Raw genomic sequence first — 15,161 nt, forward strand, 5'->3', positions numbered from 1 at the left:
GCCAGCCTAATCGCTGGCTTTTTTTCGCCTGCTTTTCGGCAACGCCTGATTCAAAACTGGCGCTCGAGAGCTCGACCATGGGCCTTTGTGACCCCGCGCAAGCGACCCATTCATCGTTGCCACTCTCAGCCTCGACTGCTGACCACTGGGTATGTCCAGTCGCTACGCTCCGCCTTTGGTTCTTTTTGGCGCGCACACCTTGCGGACGTTACTCACGGGCCAACAACCGAGCCTTGAGGACCGGTCAGCGCCTCCAAGACACCCGCCAAGCCGCCCCAGGCTGGTTACACCAGCGCGTAACACATCATGCCTGACGCACCGCATAAAAAAGCCCGCCGGAAGGCGGGCTTTAGGACAAACATCTCAGAGCAGGAAGATCGTTGCCAGACCAAGGAAGATAAAGAACCCTCCGCTATCAGTCATGGCCGTAATCATGACACTGGCCCCCATGGCAGGATCGCGCCCAAGCCGCGCCAGCGTCATCGGGATCAGCACTCCCATCAGTGCTGCAAGCAACAAATTGAGTGTCATGGCAGCGGTCATCACCACACCCAACGACCAACTGCCGTATAGAAGATAGGCAACAACGCCGATCACACCACCCCAGATCACGCCATTGATCAGTGCAACTGCCAACTCTTTGCGCATCAGTCGCGAAGTATTGCCAGTGCTCACTTGATCCAACGCCATCGCCCGAACAATCATAGTAATGGTCTGATTACCGGAATTGCCCCCGATACCCGCCACGATCGGCATAAGCGCCGCAAGCGCTACCAGCTTCTCGATTGAGCCCTCGAAAAGACCAATCACCCGCGATGCAACGAATGCAGTGATCAGATTCACCGCCAGCCAGGCCCAACGGTTACGCAGGGACTTCCAGACGGACGCGAAAATATCTTCTTCTTCGCGCAGACCCGCCATATTGAGAACTTCGTTCTCGCTCTCTTCACGAATCAGGTCGACCATTTCATCAATGGTCAGTCGACCGATCAACTTGCCGTTTTTGTCTACGACAGGTGCCGAAATAAGATCGTATCGCTCAAACGCCTGAGCTGCGTCGTAGGCCTCTTCATCCGGATGAAAGCTCACCGGATCGCTGGCCATCACTTCAGAAACCTGCTTGTCCGGATCGTTAACCAGCAAACGCTTGATCGGCAACACCCCCTTGAGGACGCCGTCGTAATCAACCACAAACAGTTTGTCGGTATGGCCGGGCAGCTCCTTGAGGCGCCGCAGGTAGCGCAAAACCACTTCGAGACTGACATCCTCACGGATGGTCACCATCTCGAAGTCCATCAATGCACCGACCTGATCCTCGTCATAGGACAATGCGGAGCGAACACGCTCACGCTGCTGACCATCGAGAGTTTCCATCAGCTCATGGACGACATCTCGCGGCAGCTCTGAGGCCAGGTCAGCAAGTTCGTCGGCATCCATGTCCTTGGCTGCAGCCAGGAGCTCATGATCGTCCATGTCGGCGATCAGGGTTTCACGAACCGAGTCGGATACTTCGAGAAGGATGTCGCCGTCGCGATCAGCCTTGACCAATTGCCAAAGCGCCAGACGATCGTCCAGTGGCAAGGCTTCAAGGATATAGGCGACGTCGGCGGAGTGCAGATCATCGAGCTTGCGCTGCAACTCGACGAGATTCTGCCGGTGGACCAGGTTCTCAACCCGATCGTGATGCGGGCCTTCCTGGCGATGAGTCAGGTCTTCTACTACTCGCTGGCGCTGCAACAGCTCAACAACTTGAGCGAGGCGGTCCTGCAAGCTTTCTTGCGTTTTCTTTACTTCAACTTCAGACATAGGCGAACTCCACTCCCAGCAGCGGGGCACGCCGGAAGTATCAATCAGTCAATTCATGATTGGAAAAACGGGAAATTAAGTAACTACTGGGTAAGTCCATGGAGGTATTCCACAAGCCCCGGCGGGGCTGACGGGCGCAATGATAACACCGCCCGACGGTTTTAAACGTTAAAAAATCGTGGCTGAAACAAGCGCTTGCGAAACAATCTTGAGCGCCATCCTGATCCTTCAAACTGCGACGACTCATCCCGAAAAGAAAACACACCAACAAATGAAAATGTAGCAGCTACCTTTGAACGAGCACCGTCACGGAGGACGTCGAATGCCACCAAAATCATCCTGCCTTCTACTGATCCCCCTTCTTTGCCTGCCACTCATCGTACGCGCCACAACCGTCCATCGCTGCGAAGCGCCTGACGGACGCCTCACCTTCACGACAATGGGCTGCGCAGCCGGCGAGCACCTTTCGACCCAGGAAGTGCAAGCCTACTCGCCTGGCACGCCTGTCGCGCTCATGCCGGACGCCAACCCTCGAGCAACACCGGGAAGGACATTCACAAACCGCGATATGACTGTCGTCGGCCAGCCAGAGGACAAATGTGGAAACCTGATCAGCGCCAGGGAGCGCCGAGAAGCAATCATCAATCAGCGAATTGTTGTCGGCATGAGCCAACAAGACGTCGAAAGCGCCCTGGGTAAGCCAGACAAGATCAACATTCGGAATTCGACCACGAGTTATCGCTACGATACCAAGCGAGGTCGAAGCGCAAACGTAGAGTTCGATGCGAGAGGATGTACGAAAGGAAAAGCCAAATCCAAGACGGCAAAAAGCCCGCATTAAATGCGGGCTTTTTGTTGTATGGTGCACTCGACAGGATTCGAACCTGTGACCGCTCGGTTCGTAGCCGAGTACTCTATCCAGCTGAGCTACGAGTGCATTTTGTGTTTTTATACCAGATCACAACTGGTTGAAGCCGAGCCATTCACATCACTGCAAACAACTCTTAAATGGTGCACTCGACAGGATTCGAACCTGTGACCGCTCGGTTCGTAGCCGAGTACTCTATCCAGCTGAGCTACGAGTGCATTTGTTGCCGCGCATTATAGGCCGTTAAATCTTTTTGTAAAGCGCTTTTTTCTAGTAATTTCAACAACTTACCGAATTAAGCCAGATTACAACGTACTACGAAAATAATGGCGGAGAACGGGGGATTCGAACCCCCGACACCCTTTTGAGGTGTACTCCCTTAGCAGGGGAGCGCCTTCGGCCACTCGGCCAGCTCTCCGCAACACGGGGCGTATATTAACCAGCTTCTTCCCCGTTTGCAAACATAAAAACGATAAAAATTAATGGCTTGGTTCTTCGTCCTTCTCTTTCTTGATACGCAGGTAGATTTCCTCACGATGGACAGCCACCTCTTTAGGGGCGTTCACACCAATACGCACTTGATTTCCTTTGACGCCGAGCACGGTCACGGTGATTTCGCCATCACCAATAATCAGGCTTTCTGCGCACCGACGAGTCAGAATCAGCATACCTTTCTCCTCACGCATTACATTTCAGGGACAACAGTCTGCAAAAAAAGAGGCACTCGACCTACAACCAAAACGGTCGCGGCCTGCATGCCTGAGTATTGACCAGCACGAGCAAAAGAACAGCTTCGGGTCGCGCCGTTCAAAAAACAAAGAGCGCGGTCAGACCGCGCTCCTTGGCAAACGCATCACTCGCCCTGGCGGGCCGGTGCGTCCAGTTCGAAAGCCGTGTGCAGGGCGCGCACAGCCAGTTCCAGGTACTTCTCTTCGATCACTACGGAGACTTTGATTTCCGATGTCGAGATCATCTGGATGTTGATGCTTTCCTTGGCCAGGGATTCGAACATGCGGCTGGCTACGCCTGCGTGGGAGCGCATGCCAACGCCGACGATCGAAACCTTGGCGATCTTGGTGTCACCCACGACTTCACGGGCACCGATCTCGCGAGCGGTGTTTTCCAGCACAGATTGTGCCGCCTGATAGTCGTTGCGGTGCACGGTAAAGGTGAAGTCGGTGGTGTTATCGTGCGCAACGTTCTGCACGATCATGTCGACTTCGATGTTCGCGGCACTGATAGGACCGAGAATCTTGAACGCCACGCCCGGGGTGTCTGGCACGCCACGGATGGTCAGCTTGGCTTCATCGCGATTGAAAGCGATGCCGGAAATGATCGGCTGTTCCATGGTTTCCTCTTCATCAATAGTAATGAGGGTGCCCGGACCCTCCTTGAAGCTGTGCAGTACGCGCAGCGGAACGTTGTACTTGCCGGCGAACTCGACCGCACGGATCTGCAACACCTTGGAACCGAGGCTGGCCATTTCCAGCATCTCTTCGAAGGTGATCTTGTCCAGGCGCTGGGCCACGGACACGACGCGCGGGTCCGTGGTGTAGACGCCATCGACATCGGTGTAGATCTGGCATTCATCAGCCTTCAAGGCTGCTGCCAGGGCCACACCCGTGGTGTCAGAACCGCCACGACCGAGGGTCGTGATATTGCCGTGCTCGTCGACGCCCTGGAAACCAGCGACAACGACCACACGACCAGCCTTCAGGTCGCCGCGAATCTTCTGGTCATCAATCTGCAAGATACGCGCTTTATTGTGCGCGCTATCCGTCAGAATCCGGACCTGATTACCGGTGTACGAAACCGCCGGCACACCGCGCTTGATCAGCGCCATGGCCAACAGGGCAATCGTCACCTGCTCGCCGGTGGAAACGATCACGTCCAGTTCACGCGGAACCGGTTGCCCGTCGCCACTGATTTGCTTGGCCAGATCGATCAGACGGTTGGTTTCGCCGCTCATTGCAGACAGCACAACCACCAGGTCATCGCCGGCATCGCGGAATTTCTTAACCTTGTCGGCGACTTGCTCGATTCTCTCGACAGTGCCGACCGAGGTGCCTCCAAATTTCTGTACGATCAAAGCCATTTCAAAGCCGCCTCTGCCCATGAAGGGCGCCCAAATAATCACTCAAACAGCGTTCCGGCCCGCCACTAGACTGCGGGCCGAGAGCACTGCCTTATAAACCCTGCTCTACAAATGGAACGGTCAGCGCCAGTGCTGCATCCAGTGCGCCAGCGTCGGTACCGCCGCCTTGCGCCATGTCTGGACGACCACCGCCCTTCCCGCCCACTGCCGCAGCGGCTTGCTTCATCAAATCACCGGCTTTGAGTTGGCCAGTCAGGTCTTTGGTTACGCCTGCAACCAGTACGACCTTTTCCTCATGGACACTGCCGAGCAGGATCACTGCGCGGCCGAGTTTGTTTTTCAGCTGATCGACCAGCGCCAGCAGCGCCTTGCCATCCTGACCGTCCAGACGAACAGCCAGCACTTTCACACCCTTGACGTCCAATGCCGAAGCCGACAGATCGTCGCCCGCGGCGCTGGCAGCCTTGGCTTGCAATTGCTCGAGTTGTTTCTCCAGCAGACGGTTGCGCTCCAGCACAGCCGACAACTTGTCGATCAGGTTGTCGCGGCTGCCCTTGACCAGGTTGGCCGCTTCCTTGAGTTGTTCTTCGGCCGCATTCAAGTAGGCCAGGGCCGCAGCACCGGTGACCGCTTCGATACGACGCACACCAGACGCCACACCACCCTCACTGATGATTTTCAGCAGGCCGATGTCGCCGGTACGGTTGGCGTGAATACCGCCGCACAGCTCAACGGAGAAATCACCGCCCATGCTCAGCACGCGAACATTGTCGCCATACTTCTCGCCGAACAGCGCCATGGCGCCTTTCTTCTTGGCGGTTTCGATATCGGTCTCTTCGGTTTCAACCGCGGAGTTCTTGCGAATTTCGGTGTTGACGATCTCTTCCAGCGCTTTGAGCTGTTCCGGCTTGATCGCTTCGAAGTGACTGAAGTCGAAACGCAGGCGCTGACTATCGACCAACGAGCCTTTCTGCTGAACGTGATCGCCCAGCACCTGGCGCAAGGCGGCGTGCAGCAAGTGAGTGGCCGAGTGGTTCAGCGAGGTGGCGTGACGCACGTCAGCCTCCACGTGGGTTTCCACCGGCGCACCGATCAACAGGCTACCCGACGCCAGCACACCGTGATGCAGGAACGCGCCACCGGTTTTGGTGGTGTCGCGCACATCGAAGCGCGAAGCACCGGCCTGCAAGTAGCCGCAATCGCCGACCTGGCCGCCGGACTCCGCGTAGAACGGGGTCTGGTTCAGAACGACCACGCCTTCTTCGCCTTCGCTCAATACATCGACCGATTGCCCGTCCTTATAGAGGGCAACGACTTTCGCCGAACCGCTGGTGGCGTGGTAACCGGTGAACTCGGTATCGACATCCACCTTGACCAGGCTGTTGTAGTCCATGCCGAAAGAGCTGGCCGAACGGGCACGGACGCGCTGGGCTTCCATTTCGCGCTCGAAACCTTCTTCGTCGATGGTCAGGTTGCGTTCGCGAGCGATGTCGCCGGTCAGGTCCATCGGGAAACCGTAGGTGTCGTAGAGCTTGAATACGACATCGCCGGGCACCACGTCGCCCTTGAGTTCGGCGAGATCCTGCTCGAGGATTTTCAGGCCCTGCTCCAGGGTCTTGGCGAATTGCTCTTCTTCGGCCTTCAGAACGCGTTCGATGTGCGCCTGTTGGGATTTCAGTTCAGGGAAGGCTTCGCCCATCTCGGCAACCAGTGCCGCAACGATCTGGTAGAAGAAGCTGCCCTTGGCCCCGAGCTTGTTGCCGTGACGGCAGGCGCGACGAATGATCCGGCGCAGCACATAGCCACGGCCTTCGTTGGATGGCAGCACGCCGTCAGCGATCAGGAAACCGCAAGAACGGATGTGGTCAGCCACGACTTTCAGGGAAGCCTGTGCGTCGTTGGTGCAACCGATGGCCTTGGCCGATGCGCTCAGCAGGCTCTGGAACAGGTCGATTTCATAGTTCGAATGCACGTGCTGCAGCACGGCACTGATCCGCTCCAGGCCCATGCCGGTGTCTACCGACGGCGCTGGCAGCGGGTGCAACACGCCATCGGCGGTGCGGTTGAACTGCATGAACACGTTGTTCCAGATTTCGATGTAGCGGTCGCCGTCTTCTTCCGGCGAGCCCGGTGGGCCACCCCAGATGTCGGCGCCGTGATCGTAGAAAATCTCGGTGCAAGGACCGCACGGGCCGGTATCGCCCATGGTCCAGAAGTTGTCGGAAGCGTAAGGAGCGCCTTTGTTGTCGCCGATACGAACCATGCGTTCGGCGGGAACGCCGATTTCCTTGGTCCAGATGTCATACGCCTCGTCATCACTGGCATAGACCGTGACCCAGAGCTTCTCCTTTGGCAGGTTCAGCCATTTGTCGGAAGTCAGGAAGGTCCAGGCGTAGGTGATGGCATCACGCTTGAAATAGTCACCGAAGCTGAAGTTACCCAGCATTTCGAAGAAAGTATGGTGACGGGCGGTATAGCCGACGTTTTCCAGGTCGTTGTGCTTGCCACCAGCGCGCACGCATTTCTGACTGCTGACGGCGCGTGTGTACGCGCGCTTTTCCTGGCCCAGGAAACAGTCCTTGAACTGGTTCATCCCCGCGTTGGTGAACAGCAGGGTTGGGTCGTTGCCCGGAATCAAAGAGCTGGAGGCTACACGGGTGTGGCCTTGCTCTTCGAAGAAGCGAAGGAAGGCTTCACGGATTTCTGCGCTTTTCATTAGGTTCTTCCACGGAGGCTGCGGCCAAAGGCCTGTTCGAAACGTCAACAGACGAAGCGACGGCAAAGGGCCGCATTATATCGGCCCTACGCGCGGGGTACAGCGTGTTTATACGATAGAAACAGTCAATTGGAGCGCTAACGCTATCACTTGCGCGAAAAGTCGACGAATGTCGCGACGACCTGCTCGATTTGCGCCGCACTGACATCCATGTGCGTGACCATTCGCAGGCGTGCGGCCGCGCTCAACTTGATCCCGCGCGCGTCGGCGAACGCCTTGAGCGCTTCGGCGTGGTCGCCCATCTGCACGTAGACCATATTGGTCTGCACCGGCTCGACCTCAAAACCTGCCGCGCGCAGGCCCTCGGCCAGCAATTGTGCATTGGCGTGGTCATCAGCCAGCCGCTGAACGTTGTTGTCCAGCGCATACAGGCCTGCCGCCGCCAGAATCCCGGCCTGCCGCATGCCGCCGCCGACCATCTTGCGCAGGCGCCGAGCCTTGCCGATCAACTCGACCGAGCCGCACAACACCGAACCCACCGGCGCGCCCAGGCCTTTGGACAGACAAACCGAGACAGAGTCGAAATGCTGGGTGATTTCCCGGGCGTCGACCCCGAGCTTGACCGCTGCGTTGTACAGCCGCGCGCCGTCCAGGTGCAGTTGCAGACCATGCTCACGGGTAAAACGGCGCGCCTTTGCCAGATACTCCAGCGGCAAGACCTTGCCCTGCATAGTGTTTTCCAGCGCCAGCAATCGGGTCCGGGCGAAGTGGAAGTCATCCGGCTTGATCGCGGCAGCGACCTGCGCCAAGTCCAACGAACCATCTGCTTGCACTTCCAGTGGCTGCGGCTGGATTGAACCGAGCACTGCCGCGCCGCCACCTTCGTATTTATAGGTGTGCGCTTGCTGACCGACGATGTACTCGTCACCGCGTTCGCAGTGAGCCATCAGCCCCAGCAAGTTACTCATCGTGCCGGTCGGTACGAACAGCGCCGCCGCAAAACCCAGGCGCCGGGCCAATTCGGCTTCCAGTCGATTGACCGTCGGATCCTCACCAAAAACGTCGTCGCCGGTGGCGGCGCTGGTCATCGCATCGAGCATGCCGGCCGTGGGTTGGGTGACGGTGTCGCTGCGAAGATCGATAACACTCATGAATCTGGCCTCGGTAAACAGGGGAAATCCCTTTCAGAAAAGAATTACTACGGTCATGCCGATGAATATTCAACCCTTGATGAAGGAAAAGTCGGGGTAACCCAGTGAAAAATTCGATGGAATTGATCTGAAAGCATCGATGCGTACGTAGGAAATATGTGTTAAAAACGCTGCGCCGCCAGAAAATCTGGCGGCAAAACGTTCTCAGGGCGGGGTGCAACTCCCCACCGGCGGTAATTGCGCGCAACGCGCATAGCCCGCGAGCGCTTGGCGACAGTACGGCTTCGGCGGTGACTGGCGGCAAGGTCAGCAGACCCGGTGTGATCCCGGGGCCGACGGTCATAGTCCGGATGAAGAGAGAACGGGATTGGCGCCGCCTAGGCTCTATACCAAAGCGCCGTCCGCAGGCACTTGTGCCTGCGTACCCTTAAATCCCATTCGATTCATAACGCCCTGTTTTTCACACAAACAGGAGTCAGAACATGCAACCCACCGCAATCGACAGCAAAAGCAAAAACCATCACGGCGAACGCGTTGCGTTCATCCAGGCCTGCTGGCACAAGGATATTGTTGACCAGAGCCGTAAAGGCTTCGTCAGCGAAATGATTGCCCAGGGTTATCAGGAATCCGACATCGACTTCTTCGAAGTCGGCGGCGCCTTTGAAATGCCCCTGCACGCCAAGCTGCTGGCCAAGACCGGCCGGTATGCCGGCATCGTAGCGGCCGCCCTCGTGGTGGACGGCGGCATCTACCGTCACGAGTTCGTCGCCCAGTCAGTGGTCAGTGGTCTGATGCAGGTTCAGCTGGAAACCGAAGTGCCGGTGTTCTCGGTGTCCCTGACCCCGCACCACTTCCATGCCGGTGAAGAACACCAGAAGTTCTTCTTCGAGCATTTCGTGCATAAAGGCCAGGAAGCGGCGAAGACGTGCGCGGATACGCTGCACAAGATCCGTGCGCTACGTCGTACTGAACCGCGCGCAGTCGCTGTTTAACACAGGACCTGTAGGAGCGAGCCTGCTCGCGATGGTCTTCAACGAAAACGCTGTGTATCTGATACCCCGCTGCGTTCTCAAGTCCATCGCGAGCAGGCTCGCTCCTACAGGGGTTATCCGGTCAGGCCAGATTTTCGTCGGTGGTCGGCACGATCAGGATGCCGGCACGCAGGCCATTCTTCACCTTGGGGTTCGGGAAGATGATCCGGGCGCCTTCCTCCTCGATGATCCAACGGGTCTGGGCGATGTCTTCGGCCAGCAGATAACCCACTTCCAGCTCCGAAAAGTTTTCGATGTCCGCTGGCAAGTTCAGGCGGAAGTTGTCGCTGTGCTTGATGATTTCCCGCGCAACGCTGAACAGCTTCAAGCCATCCAGCGCCACTTCATTCAGCGCCGGTTCGGAGCCTTCGATAATCTGTTTGAGGCGTGTTTCCAGCCTGGACACGTTCACCCCGTCGTTCTGCCCGAATGGCCGCGCCTTGCCCAACTCCAGCGTGAAGGACTCGGCACCGAGCTTGTCGTAGGTGTAGGAACTGAAAACGATGGACGGCTTGTTCTGCAGCAGCACCGCCTCCATGCCAGCGGCGCGCAGGCGGGCCAGCTCCTGGCGTGAATGCTGACGACCTTCCTTCCACGGGTACAACGCGAACTGCTCGATTTTCGAGCCGCGAATGGCGGTGTGCAGGTCATAGTGCAGGCGGTCGCGGTCCGGCAGGCTGAAAAAGCTCGCCGCCAGTCGCTCCAGCTCACAAGCGCGCAACGCTTCGGAGCCGCTGCTTTGTTCGTGACGGCCGTTGAACAGCCGATTGACGTCCTGTTCGACAAAACGCTCGCCTTTGCGAATCGCCTCGGGGTTGCCGAACAGGAACAGAATACGTGCACGCGGTTTCAGATCACCGCGGGCGATGTCATGCAACAGGCGATCGAGCAGTTCGATCGGCGCTGTTTCGTTACCGTGGATACCCGCCGACAGCAGCAGGTCCAGGCCATTGTCGCGAGCTTCAGGTGGCCGGACTTCCAGCGCACCTTCGCTCAACCAGCGCATGCGCACGCCTTCGACAGTCAGTTGAGTCTTCTCCGCCGGTTCACGGCCGGCGAGGGTCAGTTCAAGCAGTTTGCCGAGGGCGAGCATAGAGCGGTTTCCTTAGTGATCGTGATTGCAATCCGGGCCGTGAACGTGGTCTTCGTCGGCGACTTCAGCCGGTTCCATTTCCAGTTGCAGACTTACCAGATTAGTCGCCAATGGGCGCAGCAGCAGGTTGGCGTATTCGGCATCACCTTCTTCGACGTCCACGCCAATCAGCAACTGACCACGGCCATCGTGCTGGATCCACAGCTCCTTGCCTTGCCACATGACCGCGACGCGGGTGCAGGAGGTTTCCAGTTGCGTGCCGTCAGTGTCTTCAAGGATCAGCTGCAGTTTGTCGCTCATGTAATTACGCTCTCATTGGAGATGAAGCGGCGCGCTGTCGTGCCCGAGCGCGCGCCGTCGATCAATTGATCTGGAATGGATAAACCGAGCCCAGTTTAAGGATTTGTGTCAGTTCATCCAGTGCCGTCCGGCACTCAAGCAACAATTGCGGGTCCGCCAGATCGTTTTCGGTCATGCGGTCGCGGTAGTGCTTGTCGACCCATTCGGTCAACGTGCCATACAACGGTGCCGTCATGATAACCCCTGGATTGACCGCCGCCAGCTCGGTTTCGTTGAGAGCGACGCGCAAACGCAGGCAAGCCGGGCCACCGCCGTTCTGCATGCTCTGCTTGAGATCGAAGACTTTGACTTCGCGGATCAGGCCGCCGGAGCTGGTCAAACCCTGCAGGTATTGCCAGACACGCTCATTGCCACGGCACTCTTCCGGCACGATCAACAGCATGGAACCGTCTGGACGGGACAGCAGCTGGCTATTGAACAAGTAGGAGCGAACCGCGTCCTCAACGGTTACAGCCGAACGCGGTACGCAGATCGACTGAAATGCCCCGCCGACCCTGGCGAGCTTGCTCTGCAACTCGGCCAGCATCTGCTCGGTCTCGAGGAATGCGTCCTCGTGATAGAACAGCACTTCGCCATTACCCACGGCGATCACGTCATTGTGGAATACGCCCTGATCGATCACCGACGGGTTCTGCTGGCCGTAGACCACGCCGTCATCGCTCAGGCCGTGCAACCGGGCAACGGCCTGTGACGCTTCGAGGGTCTGGCGCGCCGGGTACTTCTGCGGTGCCGGGTAGCGGGTATCGAACGCGCTGCGACCAAAGACGAAGAATTCAACGCCGGCTTCACCGTACTCACGGCAGAAACGGGTGTGGTTGGCAGCGCCTTCGTCACCGAACTGCGCCACGGCCGGCAGGGCCGCGTGGTGCGCGAAGTGCTTCTGGTCGGCGAACATCGCCCCCAGCACGCGGCTGGTGGTCGGGTGTTCGATGCTGCGGTGATATTTGCAATTCAGGTTGGCGGCGGTGAAATGCACGCGGCCATCCGCAGTGTCGGCACTTGGGCTGACGGTAGCGGCGTTGGCCACCCACATGCTCGAAGCCGAGCAACTGGCGACCAGCAGGGGCATGGCGTCTTTGGCGGCGCGCTCGATGACTTGAGCGTCGGTGCCACTGAAGCCCAGGCGACGCAGTGCCGCCACGTCCGGGCGCTCTTGTGGCGCCAGCACGCCTTGCTGAAAGCCCATTTCCATCAGCGCTTTCATTTTTGCCAGGCCTTGCAGCGCGGCTTCCTTCGGGTTCGAAGACTGCTGACTGTTGCTCTGGGACGCCACGTTGCCGTAGGACAGGCCACCGTAGTTATGGGTAGGCCCCACTAGACCGTCAAAATTGACTTCATAGGATTTCATCAGCGAGGCTCCACGAATCTGTTTTTATAGGCATCAGTAACTAGTTTGAGACCGAGGCGCGGCCATCGCCAGCAGGCTGGCTCCCACATGGATTGCGTCGTACACGAAATGTATGAACACCACCGAACCTGTGGGAGCGAGCTTGATCGCGAATGGGCGTCAGGCCATTTTCACGCCGGGGGTCAGGGCCGACGGCAAGGCCAGGCTCGGGGTTTCCAGCGAGGCCACCGGATACGCGCAGTAATCCGCCGCGTAGTAGGCGCTGGCGCGGTGGTTGCCCGAGGCGCCGACGCCGCCGAATGGCGCGCTGCTGGCAGCACCGGTCAACTGCTTGTTCCAGTTGACGATACCGGCACGGCTCTCCAGCCAGAATTGCTGGTAACGCGCTTCGGAATCCGACAACAGACCCGCAGCCAGGCCGTAGGCCGTGTCGTTGGCCTCAGCAATCGCCGATTCAAAATCAGCGTAGCGGATCACTTGCAGCAGCGGGCCGAACAACTCTTCGTCTGGACGATCCGCCACGGCGGTCACATCCAGAATGCCAGGGGTCAGCAATGCGGATTGCGCCTGAGGCTGAGTCATCTCCAGCAACGACACGGCGCCGTTGGCCAGCAAATGCGCCTGGGCGTCCATCAGCGCTTTAGCGGCGCCCAGGGAAATCACCGAGCCCATGAACGGCGCCGGCTGCTGATCGAAGGCCCCGACTGAAAGCGTCGAGCTGACCGCCACCAGACGCGCCAGCAGGGTGTCGCCCCAGGCGCCTTGCGGCACCAGCAGGCGGCGCGCGCAGGTGCAACGCTGACCGGCAGAAATGAATGCCGACTGGATGATGGTGTAAACAGCGGCATCGAGGTCGGCGACCTGATCGACCACCAGCGGGTTGTTGCCACCCATTTCCAGCGCCAGGATCTTGTCCGGACGACCGGCGAACTGCTGGTGCAGATGATTGCCGGTACGGCTGGAACCGGTGAAGAACAGACCGTCGATGCCCGGGTTCGCCGCCAGGGCAATACCGGTTTCGCGAGCGCCTTGCAGCAGGTTCAACACGCCGGCTGGCAAGCCGGCTTCGATCCAGCACTTGACCGTCAACTCGGCCACTTTCGGCGTCAGCTCGCTCGGCTTGAACAGCACCGTGTTACCGGCCAGCAGCGCCGGCACGATGTGACCGTTTGGCAAGTGGCCAGGGAAGTTGTAGGGACCGAACACGGCCACCACGCCATGTGGCTTGTGACGCAGTACGGCGGTGGCGTCGCCCAGCGGGCCGCTCTTCTCGCCGGTACGTTCACGGTAACTCTGCACCGAGATCGCAATCTTGTTGACCATGCTGGTGACTTCGGTCGCCGCTTCCCACAGGGGTTTGCCGGTTTCCTCACCGATGGTGCGGGCCAGTTCGTCAGCGTTGTTCTTCAATGCCGCGGCAAAAGCCTCCAGCACCGAGATACGTTCTTCCAGCGTGCGGCGGGCCCAGCCCGGGAACGCCTGGCGCGCCGCTTGTACGGCCGATTCAACTTGAGCAGCGGTGGCGCCTTCGCCGGACCAAACCACCTGTTGGGTCACCGGGTTCAGCGACTCGAAGGCTTCGCCCTGACCGGCCAGCCATTCACCTGCGATGTAAAGCGACTTCATTATTTCGACTCCCGAGCAGCGGACAACGGAACGGCGCGCACTTGATCGCCGGCGTTGAGTTGAAGACGTTTGGCAGTCAGCGGATCGACCACCAGCGTACCGGCGGCGAAGCGTGCGGGTGCGGCAGTGATCCGGCAGTCTTCGCGCTTGCGGTTGTGAATAATGAATGGCGTGGCGTCGTCACCCGGCGTGCCGATGGCCAGTACCAGGGCCTGGCTGTCGCGCACCGCTCGGATCTTGCCGGTTTCGCACTCGATGGCCGGGCCGGCGTCGAAGATGTCGACGTAGCCTTGATAGCTGAAACCTTCGCTCTTGAGCATCGACAGCGCCGGCTCGGTGTCCGGATGAACCTGACCGATCACGTTGCGCGCCTCTGGAGAGAGGAAGCAGGTGTACAACGGGAATTTTGGCATCAGCTCGGCGATGAACGCCTTGTTACCAACGCCGGTCAGGTAGTCGGCCTGGCTGAATTCCATTTTGAAGAAGTGCCGGCCCAGGCTTTCCCAGAATGGCGAACGCCCGGCTTCGTCGGACACGCCGCGCATCTCGGCGATGATCTTGTTGCCGAACAGGTGCGGGAATTCGGCGATGAACAGCATTCGCGCCTTGGACAGCATGCGGCCGTTGAGGCCACTGCGGTAGTCGGCGTGCAGGAACAACGAGCACAGTTCCGAGTTACCGGTCAGGTCGTTGGCCAGGAACAGCGTCGGGATTTCGCGATAGATTTTCAGCTCCTGCGAGGCACTGACCGTCAGCCCCACGCGGAAGTTGTACCAAGGCTCACGCAGGCCTACGGCACCGGCGATGGCGGAAATGCCCACCACGCGACCGTCGTCGTCTTCGAGTACGAACAGGTAGTCCGCATCGCCTCGCCCGGCTTCGCCACGGAAAGTCTTCTCGGCCCAGCCGACCCGATGGGCCAGGCGCTCTTCGTTGGCTGGCAAGGTAGTCAGGCCGGTGCCGGTGCTGCGGGCCAGGTCGATCAGAGCGGGTAAATCGCTGCTGCGTACGGGACGAACGATCATGCTATCTCCTCAATCGGGTCGCTTGCGCCACCCGCGAAACTC

12 protein-coding genes, 3 tRNA genes and 1 riboswitch are annotated in these 15,161 nt (G+C 58.9%); of the genes, 2 read left to right on the forward strand and 13 right to left on the reverse strand.

The genetic code is table 11. The annotated features are described in order from the left end of the window. Positions 1–363: 363 nt before the first annotated feature. Positions 364–1,806 carry a magnesium transporter gene (gene mgtE / locus BLV61_RS09360; RefSeq protein ID WP_047532344.1) on the reverse strand — a complete coding sequence of 481 codons (1,443 nt, stop codon included), beginning with the start codon at positions 1,804–1,806 and terminating at the stop codon, positions 364–366. Positions 1,807–2,128: 322 nt separating this feature from the next. Here mgtE and BLV61_RS09365 point away from each other — a divergent pair, with 322 nt between their 5' ends. Beyond that, positions 2,129–2,647 (forward strand): cell envelope protein SmpA, encoded by a 519-nt coding sequence (locus BLV61_RS09365; RefSeq protein WP_090464401.1) that lies wholly within the window; start codon positions 2,129–2,131, stop codon positions 2,645–2,647. Between the two features lie 19 nt (positions 2,648–2,666). On the opposite strand, the gene BLV61_RS09370 is transcribed toward BLV61_RS09365, so the two are convergent. The 7 genes from BLV61_RS09370 to ltaE form a co-directional block, all read right to left on the reverse strand. After that, positions 2,667–2,743: transfer RNA gene (locus tag BLV61_RS09370), tRNA-Arg, on the reverse strand. 72 nt (positions 2,744–2,815) lie between these two features. Beyond that, a tRNA-Arg gene (locus tag BLV61_RS09375) sits at positions 2,816–2,892 on the reverse strand. Positions 2,893–3,001: 109 nt separating this feature from the next. After that, a tRNA-Ser gene (locus BLV61_RS09380) sits at positions 3,002–3,092 on the reverse strand. Positions 3,093–3,153: 61 nt separating this feature from the next. Next, the gene (gene csrA / locus BLV61_RS09385; protein ID WP_002554426.1) at positions 3,154–3,342 is read right to left on the reverse strand and encodes a carbon storage regulator CsrA; all 189 of its coding nucleotides are present in this window, start codon (positions 3,340–3,342) and stop codon (positions 3,154–3,156) included. A gap of 185 nt (positions 3,343–3,527) precedes the next feature. Then, positions 3,528–4,769, reverse strand: coding sequence for an aspartate kinase (locus BLV61_RS09390; RefSeq protein ID WP_007934911.1), 1,242 nt, complete (start codon positions 4,767–4,769; stop codon positions 3,528–3,530). Between the two features lie 91 nt (positions 4,770–4,860). Continuing rightward, a complete protein-coding gene (gene alaS, locus BLV61_RS09395) occupies positions 4,861–7,485 on the reverse strand; it encodes an alanine--tRNA ligase (RefSeq protein ID WP_090464405.1) in 2,625 nt (874 codons plus the stop codon). 146 nt (positions 7,486–7,631) lie between these two features. Continuing rightward, positions 7,632–8,636, reverse strand: a complete 1,005-nt coding sequence (ltaE, locus tag BLV61_RS09400; protein ID WP_090464409.1) for a low-specificity L-threonine aldolase — start codon at positions 8,634–8,636, stop codon at positions 7,632–7,634. A 196-nt stretch (positions 8,637–8,832) separates the two neighbouring features. Continuing rightward, positions 8,833–9,003, forward strand: a riboswitch (FMN riboswitch). Between the two features lie 115 nt (positions 9,004–9,118). Here ltaE and BLV61_RS09405 point away from each other — a divergent pair. Beyond that, the gene (locus tag BLV61_RS09405) at positions 9,119–9,628 is read left to right on the forward strand and encodes a 6,7-dimethyl-8-ribityllumazine synthase (protein ID WP_047532368.1); all 510 of its coding nucleotides are present in this window, start codon (positions 9,119–9,121) and stop codon (positions 9,626–9,628) included. A 121-nt stretch (positions 9,629–9,749) separates the two neighbouring features. On the opposite strand, the gene astE is transcribed toward BLV61_RS09405, so the two are convergent. The 5 genes from astE to astA all read right to left on the reverse strand — a co-directional run bounded on the left by astE (position 9,750) and on the right by astA (position 15,119). Next, complete coding sequence (gene astE, locus BLV61_RS09410) at positions 9,750–10,760, reverse strand: succinylglutamate desuccinylase (protein ID WP_047532369.1); 1,011 nt, start codon at positions 10,758–10,760, stop codon at positions 9,750–9,752. 12 nt (positions 10,761–10,772) lie between these two features. Further along, complete coding sequence (locus BLV61_RS09415; RefSeq protein ID WP_090464412.1) at positions 10,773–11,060, reverse strand: topoisomerase II; 288 nt, start codon at positions 11,058–11,060, stop codon at positions 10,773–10,775. Between the two features lie 61 nt (positions 11,061–11,121). After that, a complete protein-coding gene (gene astB / locus BLV61_RS09420) occupies positions 11,122–12,468 on the reverse strand; it encodes an N-succinylarginine dihydrolase (RefSeq protein WP_047532371.1) in 1,347 nt (448 codons plus the stop codon). Between the two features lie 159 nt (positions 12,469–12,627). Next, on the reverse strand, positions 12,628–14,097 hold the full coding sequence (gene astD, locus BLV61_RS09425) for a succinylglutamate-semialdehyde dehydrogenase (RefSeq protein WP_167361834.1): 1,470 nt from the start codon (positions 14,095–14,097) through the stop codon (positions 12,628–12,630). Then, positions 14,094–15,119 carry an arginine N-succinyltransferase gene (astA, locus tag BLV61_RS09430; protein ID WP_047532373.1) on the reverse strand — a complete coding sequence of 342 codons (1,026 nt, stop codon included), beginning with the start codon at positions 15,117–15,119 and terminating at the stop codon, positions 14,094–14,096. The genes astD and astA overlap by 4 nt, the downstream gene beginning before the upstream one ends. Between the last annotated feature and the right edge of the window lie 42 nt (positions 15,120–15,161).

The organism is Pseudomonas mohnii (assembly GCF_900105115.1).
In the GTDB taxonomy this organism is placed as follows: Bacteria; Pseudomonadota; Gammaproteobacteria; order Pseudomonadales; family Pseudomonadaceae; genus Aquipseudomonas; species Aquipseudomonas mohnii.

Excerpts from the sequence above, each read along its gene's own strand:
- alaS (WP_090464405.1), bottom strand. The coding sequence starts at position 7,485 with ATGAAAAGCGCAGAAATCCGTGAAGCCTTCCTTCGCTTCTTCGAAGAG.
- BLV61_RS09390 (WP_007934911.1), bottom strand. The coding sequence starts at position 4,769 with ATGGCTTTGATCGTACAGAAATTTGGAGGCACCTCGGTCGGCACTGTC.
- csrA (WP_002554426.1), bottom strand. The coding sequence starts at position 3,342 with ATGCTGATTCTGACTCGTCGGTGCGCAGAAAGCCTGATTATTGGTGAT.
- BLV61_RS09415 (WP_090464412.1), bottom strand. The coding sequence starts at position 11,060 with ATGAGCGACAAACTGCAGCTGATCCTTGAAGACACTGACGGCACGCAA.
- BLV61_RS09365 (WP_090464401.1), top strand. The coding sequence starts at position 2,129 with ATGCCACCAAAATCATCCTGCCTTCTACTGATCCCCCTTCTTTGCCTG.
- BLV61_RS09405 (WP_047532368.1), top strand. The coding sequence starts at position 9,119 with ATGCAACCCACCGCAATCGACAGCAAAAGCAAAAACCATCACGGCGAA.
- astA (WP_047532373.1), bottom strand. The coding sequence starts at position 15,119 with ATGATCGTTCGTCCCGTACGCAGCAGCGATTTACCCGCTCTGATCGAC.
- astE (WP_047532369.1), bottom strand. The coding sequence starts at position 10,760 with ATGCTCGCCCTCGGCAAACTGCTTGAACTGACCCTCGCCGGCCGTGAA.
- astB (WP_047532371.1), bottom strand. The coding sequence starts at position 12,468 with ATGAAATCCTATGAAGTCAATTTTGACGGTCTAGTGGGGCCTACCCAT.
- ltaE (WP_090464409.1), bottom strand. The coding sequence starts at position 8,636 with ATGAGTGTTATCGATCTTCGCAGCGACACCGTCACCCAACCCACGGCC.
- mgtE (WP_047532344.1), bottom strand. The coding sequence starts at position 1,806 with ATGTCTGAAGTTGAAGTAAAGAAAACGCAAGAAAGCTTGCAGGACCGC.